This is a genomic window from Acinetobacter parvus DSM 16617 = CIP 108168 (genome assembly GCF_000368025.1).
In the GTDB taxonomy this organism is placed as follows: domain Bacteria; phylum Pseudomonadota; class Gammaproteobacteria; order Pseudomonadales; family Moraxellaceae; genus Acinetobacter; species Acinetobacter parvus.
The window spans coordinates 943,483-958,382 of the sequence record NZ_KB849212.1; the positions used below are offsets into that span (position 1 = coordinate 943,483).

Consider the following 14,900-nt stretch of genomic DNA (forward strand, 5'->3'; position numbering starts at 1 on the left):
AAAAAATAGATCTTTAACTTGAATTTTTTAAACTCAAACATATATTAATTATTGTGTTAGAAATGACGATTTTTAACATTCTGTCGATGTTTATACATGGCAGGTTTAAGTTTTTATCTTCTTATTTTTAAAACTTTGCTGACCTCAGGAGGTTCTAATCATGAGTAATCTAAATCTTCATCCTTTATTTCGTCGTAGCATTGGATTTGATCGTTTAAATGATTTTATTGACTACGCCATGCAAAGTGATGCACCCAATTATCCTCCATATAACATAGAGAAAGCTGGTGAAAACCGTTATCGCATTGTGGTGGCTACCGCAGGTTTTAGCCTAGAGGAATTAGGACTAAGTCTAGAAAATCAGCTTCTTACCATTTCAGGTAAACCTGAGGTTGTTCAGAAAGAAACAACTGAATATCTGCATAAAGGAATCGCGCGTCGTGCCTTTAAATTGTCTCTACGCTTAGATGAACATATTGAAGTTCAACAAGCTGATTATGAGAATGGTTTATTGATCATTGACTTAGAACGAATCATACCAGAAGAGAAACTTCCACGCGAAATCCCAATTGGTAAGAAAAAACTTTTACTTGATCAGCCTAATTCTACAGAAAAAACTGTAAGTACTGAGTAATTATGCTTTAAATCAAAAAAGCCCTGCTATTCGAGCAGGGCTTTTTTGATGATTGGATGATTACTTTTTCTTTTTCGGGCCAATTAACATGCCCATTTGACGACCTTCCATCTTCGGCGCTTGTTCAACTACGCCAAAGTCAGCAACGTCTGCTTCAATTTTTTGTAATTGAGCCAAACCAAGCTGTTGATGTGCCATCTCACGACCACGGAATCGTAAAGTGATTTTTACCTTATTTCCTTCTTCAAGGAAACGTAAAATTGCACGCAATTTTACTTGGTAATCACCTACGTCCGTTGCAGGACGTAACTTGATTTCTTTCACTTGCACTTGATGCTGTTTTTTCTTCGCATCTTTTTGCTTTTGCTTTAAGTCAAATAAGTGCTTGTTGTAGTCCATGATTTTACAAACAGGCGGTTCTGCATTAGCAACAATCTCAACAAGGTCAAGATTAGCTTCTTCAGCAGCACGTAATGCTTCAGTTAATGAAACAACACCTTTTTGTTCTCCATCTGCAGCGACGAGACGTACTTCTTTCGCACGGATCTCTTCGTTAATTGCAGGACGGTTACTTTTAGCACCTTGTTGCTGGTTACGGTCAGGCTGTTTAATCTTTATTACTCCACAATGTACCGGCCGCGTTCGGCAACGGCAGATTTCACTAGGTCAATAAATGCATCTACTGACATAGTACCTAAATTTTTTCCTGAGCGAGTACGGACATTGACAGTTCCCTCTTCAACTTCTCGATCACCAAGAACCAGAAGATAAGGAATACGCTCTAGGGTACGCTCACGAATCTTAAATCCGATTTTTTCATTTCTCAAGTCAGAAATAGCACGAAGACCATTTTCTTTGAGTTTTGCAACGACTTGCTCACTCGCCTCAGCTTGAGAATCAGTAATGTTCATAACACAAGCTTGAACTGGGGCAAGCCAAGGTGGCATGAAACCAGCGTAATGTTCAATTAGTATACCAATAAAACGCTCAAAACTACCAAGTATTGCACGATGCAGCATGACTGGTTGATCACGTTCGTTTTCTTCCGTCACATATGAAGCATCTAAACGAATAGGTAAATTGAAGTCACATTGGATTGTACCGCATTGCCACACACGACCTAAGCAATCTTTTAATGAAAATTCAATTTTCGGACCATAGAATGCACCTTCACCTGGTTGCAAGTCCCAAGCCAAGCCTGCGTTATCTAAAGCATCAGCAAGAGATTTTTCTGCTAAATCCCAAAGTGCATCATCACCGACACGCTTTTCAGGACGTGTAGACAATTTCATTTGTACTTCTTCAAAGCCGAAGTCTTTATAAACATCTAAAGTCAGCTTAATAAAGTCAGCAACTTCTTTACCAATTTGTTCTTTGGTACAGAAAATATGTGCATCATCTTGGGTAAATCCACGAACACGCATAATCCCGTGTAAAGAACCTGATGGCTCATTACGGTGACAAGAACCAAACTCAGCCAAACGAATTGGTAAATCACGATAAGATTTCAAGCCTTGGTTAAACACTTGTACGTGACAAGGGCAGTTCATTGGCTTAACAGCATAGTTACGACTTTCTGAATGAGTCGTAAACATGTTATCTGCGTAGTTGGCTGCATGACCAGATTTTTCCCAAAGCGTAAAATCGACGATTTGCGGCGTTTTAATCTCTAGGTAGCCATTGTCTTGCTGAACTTTACGCATGTATTGCTCAAGCACTTGGTAGATTGTCCAACCATTTGGATGCCAGAACACCATACCCGGTGCTTCTTCTTGCATATGGAATAAATCTAAAGCTTTACCAATTTTACGATGGTCACGCTTTTCTGCTTCTTCAATACGTTTGATATATGCAGCTAACTGTTTTTTATCAGCCCAAGCCGTACCATAAATACGTTGAAGCTGTTCATTCTTCGCATCACCACGCCAGTAAGCACCAGAGATTTTTGTGAGCTTGAATGATTTTAAGAATTTAGTGTTTGGTACGTGCGGACCACGGCACATATCCAAATAATCTTGATGGTAGTACAAGCCCATTTGTGTTTCATTCGGCATGTCTGCGATCAAGCGCAATTTGTATTCTTCGCCACGTGCTGTGAATTCTGCAATCACCTCATCACGTGGTGTCATTTTTTTGATGACATCATAATCTTGATCAATGAGCTGTTTCATACGCTCTTCAATCGCCGCCATATCATCTAAAGTAAATGGACGTGGCATCCAAATGTCATAGTAGAAACCTTCTTCAATGACTGGACCAATTACCATTTTTGCTTCTGGGAACAATTGTTTAACCGCGTGACCAACGAGATGTGCGCAAGAGTGACGAATAATTTCTACGCCTTCTTCATCTTTAGGCGTGATAATTTGCACAGTTGCATCTTCGGTAATCAAGTCTGAAGCATCGACTAAACGATCATTGACACGACCTGCTACGGTATTTTTCGCAAGGCCTGGACCAATGCTTAATGCAACATCCATCACAGATACGGCTTGATCAAACTGTTTTTGATCGCCATTTGGCAAAGTGATAATTGGCATAATAAAATCCTTAAGGAGTGATGCCCTATACGAAGGAGCATATCACCGCGAGATTATGTATTGAGGCGAACCTCAAAAGATAAAAAACGGCGGATAAAAAAGTATTCAAGATTTTACACAGGTTTAGTTGAGGATGAAACCTTTCAATCATAAAAACCTAGATTGATTAGGCTTCATCTCCGACTAAAGCCTTAATGATTTAGACTGAATGACACACTATGTTGATATAGATATACATGAAAAAAACACAAATGGAGCAAACACATGGTGAGTGCATATGATGAATTACCGAGAACCCCTGCAAATTTCGTTGCTTTATCACCTTTACGTTATTTAGAACGTGCTGCTTATATTTATCCACACCAAGCTGCCATTATTCATGGGAAACGTCAAATCACATGGCAACAAAGCTATCAACGTTGCCGCCAGTTTGCACATCAGCTCACTCAGTTAGGAATTCAAAAGAATGATACCGTTTCGGTACTGTTGCCGAATGTACCTGCAATGATTGAAGCACATTTTGCTGTACCAATGGCAGGTGCAGTACTCAATACGCTGAATACTCGCCTCGATGCCAAAACCATTGCTTTTATGCTGGCTCATGCCGAGTCCAAAGTCCTTTTGGTCGATCCAGAATTCAGATCACTTGCTGAAGAAGCATTAACGCTGATCTCTCAAGATATTATTGTGATTGATGTATTTGATCAGGAATACGAAGGTGAGCAAATTGCACTTGGGCAATATGAATATGAATCGTGGTTAGCTAAAGGCAATCCTGAATTTGAATGGCTACTTCCACAAGATGAATGGGATGCGATTAGTCTGAATTATACTTCAGGCACCACAGGCAATCCAAAAGGTGTGGTTTATCACCATCGTGGTGCTTATCTCAATGCGGCCAGTAATATTTTGGCATGCGGTATGAAACCTCGTGCGGTTTATCTATGGACACTACCACTATTTCACTGTAATGGCTGGTGTTTTGCCTGGTCAATTGCCGCCAGTGGTGGCACTAATATCTGTTTACGCAGGGTTGATCCAGTTTTAATTTTTAAATATATCGCTGAACACAAAGTCGATTATTTCTGCGGTGCGCCAATTGTCTTATCCATGCTCATCAATACTCCAGCAGAACAAAAAACAGCTTTCAACCACCATGTTGAAGTCATGGTTGCTGGAGCTGCCCCGCCCGTTGCGATTATTGAAGGTATGCGCCATATTGGAATTAATGTTAATCATGTCTATGGTTTGACAGAAACCTATGGCCCATCGGCATTATGTGCTTCGCAAGCAGGATGGAGTGACTTATCTATTCAAGAACAGGCTCAACTTCATTCTCGTCAAGGTGTACCCTATCCTTTACAGGACAGTATGCGAGTACTTGATCCTGAAACGATGCAACCCGTACCGAATGATGGGCAAACCATGGGCGAAATTATGTTCCGTGGTAATATCGTGATGAAAGGTTATCTCAAAAATCCACAAGCGACTGAAGAAGCTTTTAAAGGTGGTTGGTTTCATACAGGAGATCTGGCCGTTTGCCATCCTGATGGTTATGCCAAAATTACTGATCGCTCTAAAGATATTATCATTTCAGGTGGTGAAAATATTTCATCGCTCGAAGTCGAAGATGTACTTTACCGCCACCCTGCTGTACTCACCGCCGCAGTGGTCGCAAAACCTGATGAACGTTGGCAAGAAGTGCCTTGTGCATTTATTGAGTTGAAGCAAGGTGCATCTGCTTCCGCAGAAGAAATTATTGCACATTGCCAAAAAGAACTGGCTCGCTTTAAAGTTCCTAAAGATGTCGTGATTACTGAGATTCCGAAAACATCGACAGGCAAATTACAAAAATTTATTTTAAGAGAGTGGGCAAAACAACGTGCAACAGGAGAATTCGGGAATTATTAAGACAGTGTCCCGTCCTAAAATAGGTTGACACTTATTTCAACTATAAAATGCCTGATAAACCTCATTGGGCGTTTTATATTTTAATGCAAATGGCCTGATCCTTTTTAATGCGTAGAGATTCCTACTTGCATTGCTTGTAATAGGCTTGACGAGTCATTCCAAGATAACGGCAGCATTGCATAATACTTATCCCCGTTTCTTGCTTTTCCCTGATGACTTGCCTCGTGGCTTTTCTACAATGCTGACTCCATAATCTCTTTCGAGTACATCTACAACAGTTTCAAAGAATTCAGCTTTTTGTTGAGTGTTGACAAGTTGGTGCTCAAGTTCTTTAATTCTTTGTTCTAGCGTGAGCGGTGTATTGGGCATGGAGGTTTTACCTGGATGAAAAGAGAGTGCTCACTGACTCCAGTCTAGGTTACCATGCTTGCGAAGCCAAACCAATACTGTTGAACAGCCCTGTATTTCATATTTATCCTGTGCCTGCCTATAAATCATTTCACCTTTTTCGACTTGGTCAACAACTGATAATTTAAAGACGAGACTATAATCTCGTTGTGTTCTTCTAAGCACTCTAGTCATAACACTCTCCAATTTTAGGAATGGAAAGTGTCAACCTTAATTAGGACGAGACATAGATATAAAAAAAGCGGCTCAATTGAGCCGCCCTTTCATATCATCAAGACTCAATTACTGAGCTTGTTGACCTGGTTGTACAACAACAGTACGGCTACCAGTGATCGCAGCGAATACGCGACGGTTCATAGCACGACCTTCTTTAGTCTTGTTGTCTGCAATCGGTTGATCCCAAGCGAAGCCCTGAGTTGTCAAGCGAGTTGCGTTAACATTGTATTCATTCACAAGTGCAGACTTAACAGAGTTGGCACGAGCTAAAGATAAACGTTCGTTCAACTTACGTGGACCCGTGTTGTCTGTGTGACCTTCAATGCGAGCAGTCGCATTCGGATACTCATACAATTTCTCTGCCACTTTCGCAATTTCAGACTTGTACTGCGGCTTGATGTCTGACTTGTTGGTATCAAAGAATACACGAAGTTCCATGTTAAGGTCTTCAGTCATCTCTTGTGGCTGCGGCTGAACTGGTACTGGTACTGGTACTGGTACTGGAACAACTTCAACTACTGGTGCAGCAGGCTTCAAATGGCCACCAAGAACAACGTTTAAACCAGCAAGTGCTGTGTAGTTCCAGAAGTCTTCGTCGATATTATAAGTACCACGAGCTTCAGTACGAAGAGATAAAGCATCGTTTAAGCGCCAGAAAGCACCGATACCAGCATTACCTAGAGTACCTTCTTCTTTCAAACCACGACCAACACGACCTAACTCTGCTTCATTAGCATCAGTAAAAGAGTATTTGTAATGACCAGCACCTAACAATACATATGGCTTGATTTTGCTGTCATAGTTTTTAGTGATCAAATCAGAAGTAACATAGAAGTTACCGTTGATTTGTTGTTGCTTATATTCAGAGTTAGCAGCAAGGCTGTCAACATCACCTTTAACTTGGTTATATTCAACTTCGAAACCTAACCAAGGTGTTAATTCAACACCAATAGCAGCACCAACGAATAAATCGTCTTGTAGTTCGCCACCGTTAGTTAAGTGCTTATCACCATTGTTGTGTTTAGTGTCTTGGAATGTGTAACCAAGCAATAATGGAGTGATTGTTACGCCCGCGTTAGCAGCAGCTAAAGGAGCAGCAACAAGCATAGCAAGTGCAATACGACTCAATTTCATGGATATCCTCCAGAGATAACATTTGTTTGTTGTTAAGTTTAGCCTATAATTTTTGACCACTCATAAGCATCAAGCACTTAAAATGTTCTTTTTAAGCTATTCACTTAACTTTGTATCATACAAACACTCGAGTAATTTTCCAAGTGCTTGATAACTTTAACCTAGTAAATTATTGACAAAATTTCTTACAATTTCCGTTGTAGTTCAGTAAATTTTCAATTCCCATGTAAAGTAATAATCAATTATCGTTCGCAAGTTTTTATTTATTTGCTATGTAGCATTTCTATTTAAATAATGGCCTAAATATGGGTTAATGTATTATTTAATTTTAAAAACACATTTTAACACTTTGTTATTTATATATTTAAACAAAAATTACTTGGGTTTCACATGAAAACAACATTAGGTTTTACCTTAACCGAAATGGTGGTGACCACGACTATTTTGTCCATAATAGTCGCTTTCGCAATTCCAGCATTTCATCATTTACTGGCTTCCTGGGAGTCAAACCAGACCATTAGAATACTCACAATGAACATACAAAAAGCAAAGATTGATGCACAAATTTACCATAAAAACGTGATCATTTGCCCAAGTCAGGATTTAGAGAGTTGCCATAATGACTGGAACAAGGGTTTTATTAGCTTTATAGATAGCAATAAGAATAGACAACGTGACAATGACGAAACCTTGTTATTTGCCAGCACACTTAATCATAAATATGGTTCACTAAGCTATAGAGGCTTTGGCTCTTCCCCACGATACATTATCTTCCAGCAGGAAAATGGCTTGCCTTTCGCTTCAAATGGTAGCTTTATCTATTGTTCCAATTCACTGGATTATCACTCAAAACTGGTCATTGGTCGTATGGGGCATCCACGATTTGAGAAAACACCCACCTGCTAAAAACTCTTCAGTCTAGGCAAGGCGACATAAAACACTTTATTCACTGTTTTTTTTTACTATACTGCATAGGTTTTGAACATTCTCTGCAAATTATAAGTCTGGAGACACACAATGACTGACATCGTAATTGTCAATGGCGCCCGTACGGCAATGGGCGGCTTCCAAGGTGCATTATCGAGTGCAACTGCACCAGAACTGGGTGCAATCACAATTAAAGAAGCAATTGCCCGTGCTGGTCTACAGCCAACTGATGTAGAAGAAGTCATCATGGGTTGTGTGTTACCAGCAGGCTTAAAGCAAGGCCCTGCCCGTCAGGCAATGCGTAAGGCTGGTTTACCTGACTCAACAGGCGCAGTGACAATTAACAAGCTGTGTGGCTCTGGCATGAAAGCGGTTATGCAGGCAGCTGACATGATCAAGGCAGGCAGTGCTGAAATTGTGGTTGCAGGCGGTATGGAATCCATGACCAATGCACCTTATGTATTGCCCAAAGCACGTGCAGGCTACCGTATGGGTCATGGGGAAATTAAGGACCATATGTTCCTTGATGGTCTTGAAGATGCTGAAACTGGTCGCTTAATGGGTTCATTTGCCCAGGACATGGCAAATACACGTGGTTATACCCGTGAGCAAATGGATGACTTTGCCATTCGTTCTTTACAACGTGCCCAAAAAGCGATTACTGAAGGTTATTTCAAGGATGAAATCGTTGCTGTAACCGTCTCAAGCCGTAAAGGTGATGTGGTTGTTGATCAGGATGAGCAACCTTTAAATGCCAAGCTGGATAAAATCCCAAGCTTAAAACCAGCTTTTGCCAAAGACGGTACCATTACTGCGGCGAATGCCAGCTCAATTTCTGACGGCGCGTCTGCACTTGTACTTACCAACAGTGATGTGGCTGCTCAACGTGGCTTACAACCTTTGGCAAAAATCGTTGCAACCGCATCAAATTCCCAGCATCCATCTGAATTTACCATTGCGCCTGTAGGTGCAATTCAGAAAGTGTTGAACAAGGCGGGCTGGGATGCGCAAGACGTTGACCTTTGGGAAATCAACGAAGCATTTGCCATGGTGACCATGTGTCCAATTGATGACTTCAAATTAGATGCAGAAAAAGTCAATATCAATGGTGGTGCCTGTGCTCTTGGACACCCAGTTGGTTCTACCGGTTCGCGTATCATTTTGACCCTGATTCATGCACTTAAACGTACGGGTGGCAAGAAAGGTGTTGCGGCACTGTGTATCGGCGGTGGTGAGGCGACTGCTGTTGCGATTGAATTGATCTAAATATCTATCATTCTTTTCTATTAAAAATCCTGCTTGATGCAGGATTTTTTATTTTCATAATTACAAAAAAATAATGCACCTTATCTAAAAATCCCGATAAGTTATGTTGTGTATAAAAAAACAACAAGGAATTTCCCATGCAACTCAATCATTATCTCAATTTCAAAGGACAGGCCGAACAGGCATTCATTTTTTACCAGTCTGTGTTTGGCGGTGAATTTTCCATGATTAGTCGCTATGGAGATATGCCACCCACTGAGGGAGTCATGCTTTCTGAAGTCGATAAAAGTTTAATCCTGCACGTTTCCTTACCGATCAATGAATTTACGGTTCTGATGGGATCGGATGTCAACGATCAGTTTTGTGCAGCAAATAGTGTGTTTACACTGGGAAATAACCATTATATTTCGATTAATCTTGAATATGATGAAACGGAAGCACGACGTTTATTTAACCAGCTTTCAGTACATGGTCATATTGAAATGCAACTGGAGAAAACTTTCTGGGGTGCACTCTACGGTGCATTTACCGATCAGTTCGGGATAAAATGGATGGTCAATTGTCAGCTTGAGAGCATATAAATAACAGAATAAAGACTTCATCTAAATAATTTTTTGATGAAGTTCTAAGCATCAATATTTGCATATAATAAAAAAGCTGAACCGTAGTTCAGCTTTTGCTTTGAGGATACTTACGCACCTGTTTGATAACTGGCCTGTGGCACTGCGGTTGAAGCCTGATAAGGGTGAGTAAAATCCTGAAGTCCAGCAGCCGCTTCGTGAATGTCCTTGCCCTCTTTGACAACAAAGGTATCAAAGCCAGAACGTTTCAAATAATTTAAAACATCCTTAAACACATCACCTACTGCACGTAATTCACCCTGATAGCCCTGACGGCGTAATAACGCAGCAAAGGAGTAGCCCCGACCATCACCAAAACCAGCAAACTCGATAAAAATTGCATCTAGTTCATTTAATGGAAATTGATGGGTTTCAGGTGAATCATTGACCGTGATATATAAAGCCTTTTTACCTTGTACCTGTGTCAACTGATCAAGTTGTGCAGTGGTCAGCACTACATCACCTTGCGGAATCAGACCATCTTCAGCAATCACTTGATAGCTATTGTCTGCAATCGTGCCATCTTTAGAAAGCACTTGTAGCGATGTATTAAGCATAAGCACGCTCCTTAAATGGCTGGATGCCAACACGGCGGTAAGTGTCGATGAAACGCTCACCCTCTGTACGCAAGTCAAGATAGGTATTGAGGATTTCTTCAATCACATCAGGAACGGCATCCGCAGCAAACGATGGCCCCAGAATGTCCCCCAACGACGCATCGTGATCAGCATGACCACCTAAAGTGATTTGATAGAACTCAGCACCTTTCTTATCGACTCCCAAAATACCGATGTTACCAACATGGTGATGACCACAGGCATTCATACAGCCTGAGATATTCAGATCAAGTTCACCCAAATTATAAATGGTATCTAAATCTTCAAAACGACGGCTTATCGCTTCTGAAATTGGAATGGATTTCGCATTGGCCAATGAACAGAAATCACCACCTGGGCAGCAAATAATATCGGTAATAAAGCCGATATGCGCGCGTGCCATGTTGTGATGTTCAAGCGTTTGCCACAATTCAAACAGGTCTTTTTGTGGTACATCCACGAGTGAAATATTTTGTTCATGTGTAGTACGGAACTCACCAAAAGTGTACTTATCCGCTAAGTCTGCGATTAAGTTCATTTCTTCAGAAGTCACATCACCAGGGGCAACGCCTGCACGTTTTAGTGAAATCGTGACGATACGATAGCCTTTGACTTTATGTGCATTGGTGTTGACGTTAAACCATTGCTTAAATTTTGGATGTTCAGCAAACAGTGCTGAAAAATCCTGATCTTCTAAATCTTGATAATCAAATGGAGTGAATTCTGCATCTAATTTTTTCAAGATCTCAGGCTGAATCTTCAATGCTTCACGGGTGTGCTCAAATTCAGCCTCAACTTTTTCTGCGAACACTGCTGGTGTGAGTGCTTTCACGAGAATCTTAATACGTGCCTTGTATTTGTTGTCTCGACGGCCATGCAGGTTATAGACACGCAAGGTCGCTTCAAGATAGGCAATCAAGTCTTCACGTGGTAAGAACTCACGGATTACGCTACCAATGATTGGGGTACGGCCCAAGCCACCACCAACCATGATTTTATAGCCCATTTCGCCCGCTTCATTGCGAACGATATAAACACCAATATCGTGGAAAGCAGTTGCGGCACGGTCTTTTTCTTCCAGAGCAGACACGGCGATCTTGAACTTACGTGGCAAGAACGCAAATTCAGGATGAAAAGTACTCCACTGACGAATTAATTCACACGTTGGACGTGGATCTGCAATTTCACCTGCAACCACGCCTGCAAACTGATCAGTGGTGGTATTACGAATACAGTTACCTGAGGTTTGTACTGCATGCATTTGTACTGTTGCTAGCTCTGCCAGAATATCAGGTACATTTTCTAAAGCAGGCCAGTTCAACTGAATATTTTGACGAGTTGAAACGTGGGCATAACCACGATCATATTCAGTCGCGATTTCAGCAATTTTTCTGAGTTGTTTAGTATTCATCAAGCCATACGGCACAGCGATACGGAGCATAGGTGCATAACGTTGCACGTACAGACCATTTTGCAAACGTAATGGACGATATTCGTCTTCGGTCAATTTTCCTGCTAAATAGCGTTCTGTTTGATCGCGGAACTGAGCAACACGTTGGTTAATCAGTTGTTGATCGAAATCCGTATATAAATACATGGCGTATGGCTAGTCATTCATTATAAAGGCAACTAGCATAGCGAGCTTTTATTCATCAACAAAATGCTTTTTTTGCATATTTAATAACGATTTTATTGATAAGCCTATCTAATTGCCCCAAAAAGAAAAAACTCAGACGAATCTGAGCTTTTACAATCATTTTCTAAATGAAATTAGTTCTTATCTGGCAATGCATAAGCTACAAGAGACCAGCTACCACAACAAAATAAGGTAGCTTAACTAGAGCAGAATATCACTTATAAATAAGCTTTTAGTTGTTCAAACACGTAGGACCACCTCTCTTTTATGCTTTTGTATATAAAAGGTTACGCCCATTTTTAATTGATTAATTTATTCAAAATGTTAATCACTTGATTAAATGTGCAATATTTCACCAAGTTGTGATTGTATGCACATTTTTTCTACCATTTTCCTTGACCTAATCCCTGTCCGATAAATTGATAACGCATTTGAGAACGTGAAAATTTGATTGGGCATGCTAATTGAGGCTCAGTTTGATCTGTATTTTCAGATAAAGGCACATCGACCACCCAACCACGTTGTTTTGCAATCGGTGAAGTCAAAGCTTCATCCAAGCTCAACACTGGCTCAACACAAATATCTAATTGCGAAAAAATTGATTGCCACTCAGCAAAATCTTTGGAGCTAAACTTTTCCTTTAAGGCTTTTTTAATCGCTTGACGGTCTTCAGGGTCAAAAGAACTACCTTTTGCCATCAATATAGGTAAATCTAATGCAGCAGCTAACCCAGTCATAAACTGTGGTTCTAAACTTCCTACAGAGAAATAACGACCATCTTTGGTTTCATAATAGTCATAGAAAATAGCACCATTCAGCATCCCTTGCTCAGGACCTTGCGGTGTCTGACCAGCCAAACTTGCTGAGGCGGCCATACTATTTAAACTAACCACACAGTCCGTCATAGAAATATCTATGTATTGCCCCATGCCACTGCGCTGACGTTCGACCACAGCTGCGAGAATACCAATCACCGCATGCAGTGAACCACCCGCAACATCGGCAATCTGGATGCCCAATGGCGGTGGGCCACCATCCTGACGACCACTATGACCAGAAACACCTGCCAGTGCCAGATAGTTAATGTCATGCCCTGCACGGTCTTTATAAGTACCTGTTTGACCGTAGCCTGTAATTGAACAGTAGATTAAACGTGGATTGATCTCTGCCAGGGTTTCATAGTCCAAGCCCAAACGGCGCATCACATCTGGACGGAACTGTTCCAGCAGGATGTCAAACTCGGAAATCTTGTTCCTGATCATTTCAATATTGGCTGCTTCTTTTAAATCGAGTGCAATCGACTGCTTGTTACGGTTTAAATAACTATGCGCTGTCGCCTGTCCATTGGCATAGGGTGGCATGATTCGAACCAAATCTGGACGACTCGGAGATTCTACATGGATCACTTCTGCACCCATGTCGGCAAGGTACATGCTGGCAAATGGTCCAGGCAATAACGTTGAAAAATCCAGAACTTTCAATCCCTTTAAAGCGGTTGGCATAATAATTTTTACTCAGTTTGTTTAAATTTTCTTTTATACTAGGTTTGGATAAACACAAAAACAATGTCATGTTCAGCCATTTACCTTGATCGTTTCGGCAATTTAACATGTACTGAATGAGCAATTATTTTTCTTGTCAATTGCCATAGGGCTTGTTAATTGACCAGATATATATTGCGTTGTTGACAAAAATTTTATCAGACGAGGCATGAAACGAAAGGAATGACAATTCATTTCCGAGTTTCATAACGAAGTATGAGGAAATTTTGGTCACAACCCTACGGGACAAAGACATTTTTTGATGCTACTGCGTTATGTCTTGTTCATTTAGAGGCACTAAATCTCACAAGCCATGCCTTGTATCATCTAAAAAATGTCTATTGTCGCAACTATATCTGATCAACTAACAAGCCCTTTTATTTTAGACGGTTATTTAGGTCAATTATCGTGAATAGTAAAGAAACTGAAGGATTCAATATGAGCCGTGATACGATCAGCATCCACTTCGTGAATGCGGCTTTAACAGGTGTCAAACGCCTAGGCATGGACGTTGAAACATTACTTTCACATGTCGGTATAGAAGCAGAATTGCTGCGCCAACCCAAGGCCCGAATCTCCCCAGAGCAATACACCCGTTTCGTTAAAATGTTGTGGATGGTGACGCAGGACGAGCATGTGGGCTTTGATGTCCAGCCACGCCGTCTGGGTACGTTTGCTATCATGTGCCAATTGATCATACATTCGAAAACACTTGGACAGGCACTCGAACTCTCATCTCAATTCTATAAATTGTTTGGTGATGAATGGTCGGTGAGTCTGGAACGTGACAAGCATGAAGCACGTTTAGTGCCGCATATTCCCAAAGCTCTGGATCCCGATCACTTCATTACTGAAAGCATGCTGATGATCTGGCATGGTCTGGCTTCATGGCTAATTGAACGTCGCTTACCTTTGGAGCGCGTCCATTTTGGTTATGAACGCCCTAACCACGCCGATGAATATGATGCGCTATTTTTTGCGCCTGTGATGCAATTCGATGCACCACGTACGGAAATCACATTTGCTGCGGACTATCTTGATCTTCCGATCCGTCAAGATGAAAAGACCTTAGAGGAATTTTTAAAAGCTGCACCAGCGCAACTGCTGGTAAAATTCAAGAACACCAACTCGCTCACATCGCGCATTCGTGATGTGTTAAAAAGTCAGATCGGTGAGGAAATGCCGACACTGAATAATGTGGCCTCCATGCTGTATCTTTCTCCGCAAACTTTGCGTCGTCGTTTGGCTGCGGAAGGCAAGAGCTATCAAGGTGTCAAAGATGCGCTGCGCCGTGATGCCGCCATTCATTTATTGTTAACGCCAAACCTTACCCTTGAGGATGTCGCCCAACAGGTCGGCTTTAGCGAAACTAGTACTTTTCACCGTGCCTTTAAAAAGTGGACGGGTGTTACCCCAGGGTTGTATCGTCAGTTACACGGACAGCATTTATAAATCAATGTCTATAGATAGT

The 14,900-nt window shown here is 41.2% G+C and carries 12 protein-coding genes and 1 pseudogene; 6 read left to right on the forward strand and 7 right to left on the reverse strand.

Annotated elements, in window-relative coordinates; genetic code table 11:
* The first annotated feature begins 160 nt into the window (after nucleotides 1-160).
* Entirely contained in the window at nucleotides 161-634 is a 474-nt protein-coding gene (locus F988_RS11075) for an Hsp20 family protein (protein WP_004683043.1), read from the forward strand.
* Between the two features lie 60 nt (nucleotides 635-694).
* Here the strand turns inward: F988_RS11075 and infC are convergent, their stop codons facing one another.
* The gene (infC, locus tag F988_RS14770) at nucleotides 695-1,246 is read right to left on the reverse strand and encodes a translation initiation factor IF-3 (protein ID WP_081407148.1); all 552 of its coding nucleotides are present in this window, start codon (nucleotides 1,244-1,246) and stop codon (nucleotides 695-697) included.
* A gap of 5 nt (nucleotides 1,247-1,251) precedes the next feature.
* Nucleotides 1,252-3,174: a threonine--tRNA ligase gene (thrS, locus tag F988_RS11085; RefSeq protein ID WP_004683048.1), complete on the reverse strand. Its 1,923-nt coding sequence runs from the start codon at nucleotides 3,172-3,174 to the stop codon at nucleotides 1,252-1,254.
* A gap of 264 nt (nucleotides 3,175-3,438) precedes the next feature.
* Here thrS and F988_RS11090 point away from each other — a divergent pair, with 264 nt between their 5' ends.
* Complete coding sequence (locus tag F988_RS11090) at nucleotides 3,439-5,085, forward strand: acyl-CoA synthetase (protein WP_004683049.1); 1,647 nt, start codon at nucleotides 3,439-3,441, stop codon at nucleotides 5,083-5,085.
* 130 nt (nucleotides 5,086-5,215) lie between these two features.
* Here the strand turns inward: F988_RS11090 and F988_RS15480 are convergent.
* Nucleotides 5,216-5,667, reverse strand: a pseudogene (locus F988_RS15480) (IS3 family transposase); the annotation flags it as partial.
* A 108-nt stretch (nucleotides 5,668-5,775) separates the two neighbouring features.
* Nucleotides 5,776-6,843, reverse strand: a complete 1,068-nt coding sequence (gene omp38 / locus F988_RS11105) for an outer membrane protein Omp38 (protein ID WP_004683053.1) — start codon at nucleotides 6,841-6,843, stop codon at nucleotides 5,776-5,778.
* Nucleotides 6,844-7,233: 390 nt separating this feature from the next.
* On the opposite strand from omp38, the gene F988_RS11110 reads away from it, so the two are divergent.
* The 3 genes from F988_RS11110 (at nucleotide 7,234) to F988_RS11120 (ending at nucleotide 9,617) form a co-directional block, all read left to right on the forward strand.
* Nucleotides 7,234-7,749, forward strand: a complete 516-nt coding sequence (locus tag F988_RS11110; RefSeq protein WP_004683055.1) for a GspH/FimT family pseudopilin — start codon at nucleotides 7,234-7,236, stop codon at nucleotides 7,747-7,749.
* Nucleotides 7,750-7,860: 111 nt separating this feature from the next.
* Nucleotides 7,861-9,036: a thiolase family protein gene (locus F988_RS11115; RefSeq protein WP_004683057.1), complete on the forward strand. Its 1,176-nt coding sequence runs from the start codon at nucleotides 7,861-7,863 to the stop codon at nucleotides 9,034-9,036.
* A gap of 137 nt (nucleotides 9,037-9,173) precedes the next feature.
* On the forward strand, nucleotides 9,174-9,617 hold the full coding sequence (locus tag F988_RS11120; protein WP_004683058.1) for a VOC family protein: 444 nt from the start codon (nucleotides 9,174-9,176) through the stop codon (nucleotides 9,615-9,617).
* 110 nt (nucleotides 9,618-9,727) lie between these two features.
* Here the strand turns inward: F988_RS11120 and F988_RS11125 are convergent, their stop codons facing one another.
* The 3 genes from F988_RS11125 to F988_RS11135 all read right to left on the reverse strand — a co-directional run bounded on the left by F988_RS11125 (nucleotide 9,728) and on the right by F988_RS11135 (nucleotide 13,390).
* Nucleotides 9,728-10,213, reverse strand: coding sequence for a DUF934 domain-containing protein (locus F988_RS11125; RefSeq protein WP_004675657.1), 486 nt, complete (start codon nucleotides 10,211-10,213; stop codon nucleotides 9,728-9,730).
* Complete coding sequence (locus tag F988_RS11130) at nucleotides 10,206-11,849, reverse strand: nitrite/sulfite reductase (protein WP_004683060.1); 1,644 nt, start codon at nucleotides 11,847-11,849, stop codon at nucleotides 10,206-10,208. Before F988_RS11130 ends, F988_RS11125 begins: the two co-directional genes overlap by 8 nt.
* 422 nt (nucleotides 11,850-12,271) lie before the next feature.
* On the reverse strand, nucleotides 12,272-13,390 hold the full coding sequence (locus tag F988_RS11135) for a CaiB/BaiF CoA transferase family protein (RefSeq protein WP_004683062.1): 1,119 nt from the start codon (nucleotides 13,388-13,390) through the stop codon (nucleotides 12,272-12,274).
* Between the two features lie 477 nt (nucleotides 13,391-13,867).
* Here F988_RS11135 and F988_RS11140 point away from each other — a divergent pair, with 477 nt between their 5' ends.
* The gene (locus F988_RS11140) at nucleotides 13,868-14,881 is read left to right on the forward strand and encodes an AraC family transcriptional regulator (protein WP_004675650.1); all 1,014 of its coding nucleotides are present in this window, start codon (nucleotides 13,868-13,870) and stop codon (nucleotides 14,879-14,881) included.
* The last annotated feature ends 19 nt before the right edge of the window (nucleotides 14,882-14,900 follow it).

What these genes read in the sequence shown, in the direction of transcription:
- F988_RS11075 (WP_004683043.1), top strand. Translation starts at nt 161, where the DNA reads ATGAGTAATCTAAATCTTCATCCTTTATTTCGTCGTAGCATTGGATTT.
- F988_RS11115 (WP_004683057.1), top strand. Translation starts at nt 7,861, where the DNA reads ATGACTGACATCGTAATTGTCAATGGCGCCCGTACGGCAATGGGCGGC.
- F988_RS11120 (WP_004683058.1), top strand. Translation starts at nt 9,174, where the DNA reads ATGCAACTCAATCATTATCTCAATTTCAAAGGACAGGCCGAACAGGCA.
- F988_RS11140 (WP_004675650.1), top strand. Translation starts at nt 13,868, where the DNA reads ATGAGCCGTGATACGATCAGCATCCACTTCGTGAATGCGGCTTTAACA.
- F988_RS11090 (WP_004683049.1), top strand. Translation starts at nt 3,439, where the DNA reads ATGGTGAGTGCATATGATGAATTACCGAGAACCCCTGCAAATTTCGTT.
- F988_RS11135 (WP_004683062.1), bottom strand. Translation starts at nt 13,390, where the DNA reads ATGCCAACCGCTTTAAAGGGATTGAAAGTTCTGGATTTTTCAACGTTA.
- F988_RS11130 (WP_004683060.1), bottom strand. Translation starts at nt 11,849, where the DNA reads ATGTATTTATATACGGATTTCGATCAACAACTGATTAACCAACGTGTT.
- F988_RS11110 (WP_004683055.1), top strand. Translation starts at nt 7,234, where the DNA reads ATGAAAACAACATTAGGTTTTACCTTAACCGAAATGGTGGTGACCACG.
- F988_RS11125 (WP_004675657.1), bottom strand. Translation starts at nt 10,213, where the DNA reads ATGCTTAATACATCGCTACAAGTGCTTTCTAAAGATGGCACGATTGCA.
- omp38 (WP_004683053.1), bottom strand. Translation starts at nt 6,843, where the DNA reads ATGAAATTGAGTCGTATTGCACTTGCTATGCTTGTTGCTGCTCCTTTA.
- thrS (WP_004683048.1), bottom strand. Translation starts at nt 3,174, where the DNA reads ATGCCAATTATCACTTTGCCAAATGGCGATCAAAAACAGTTTGATCAA.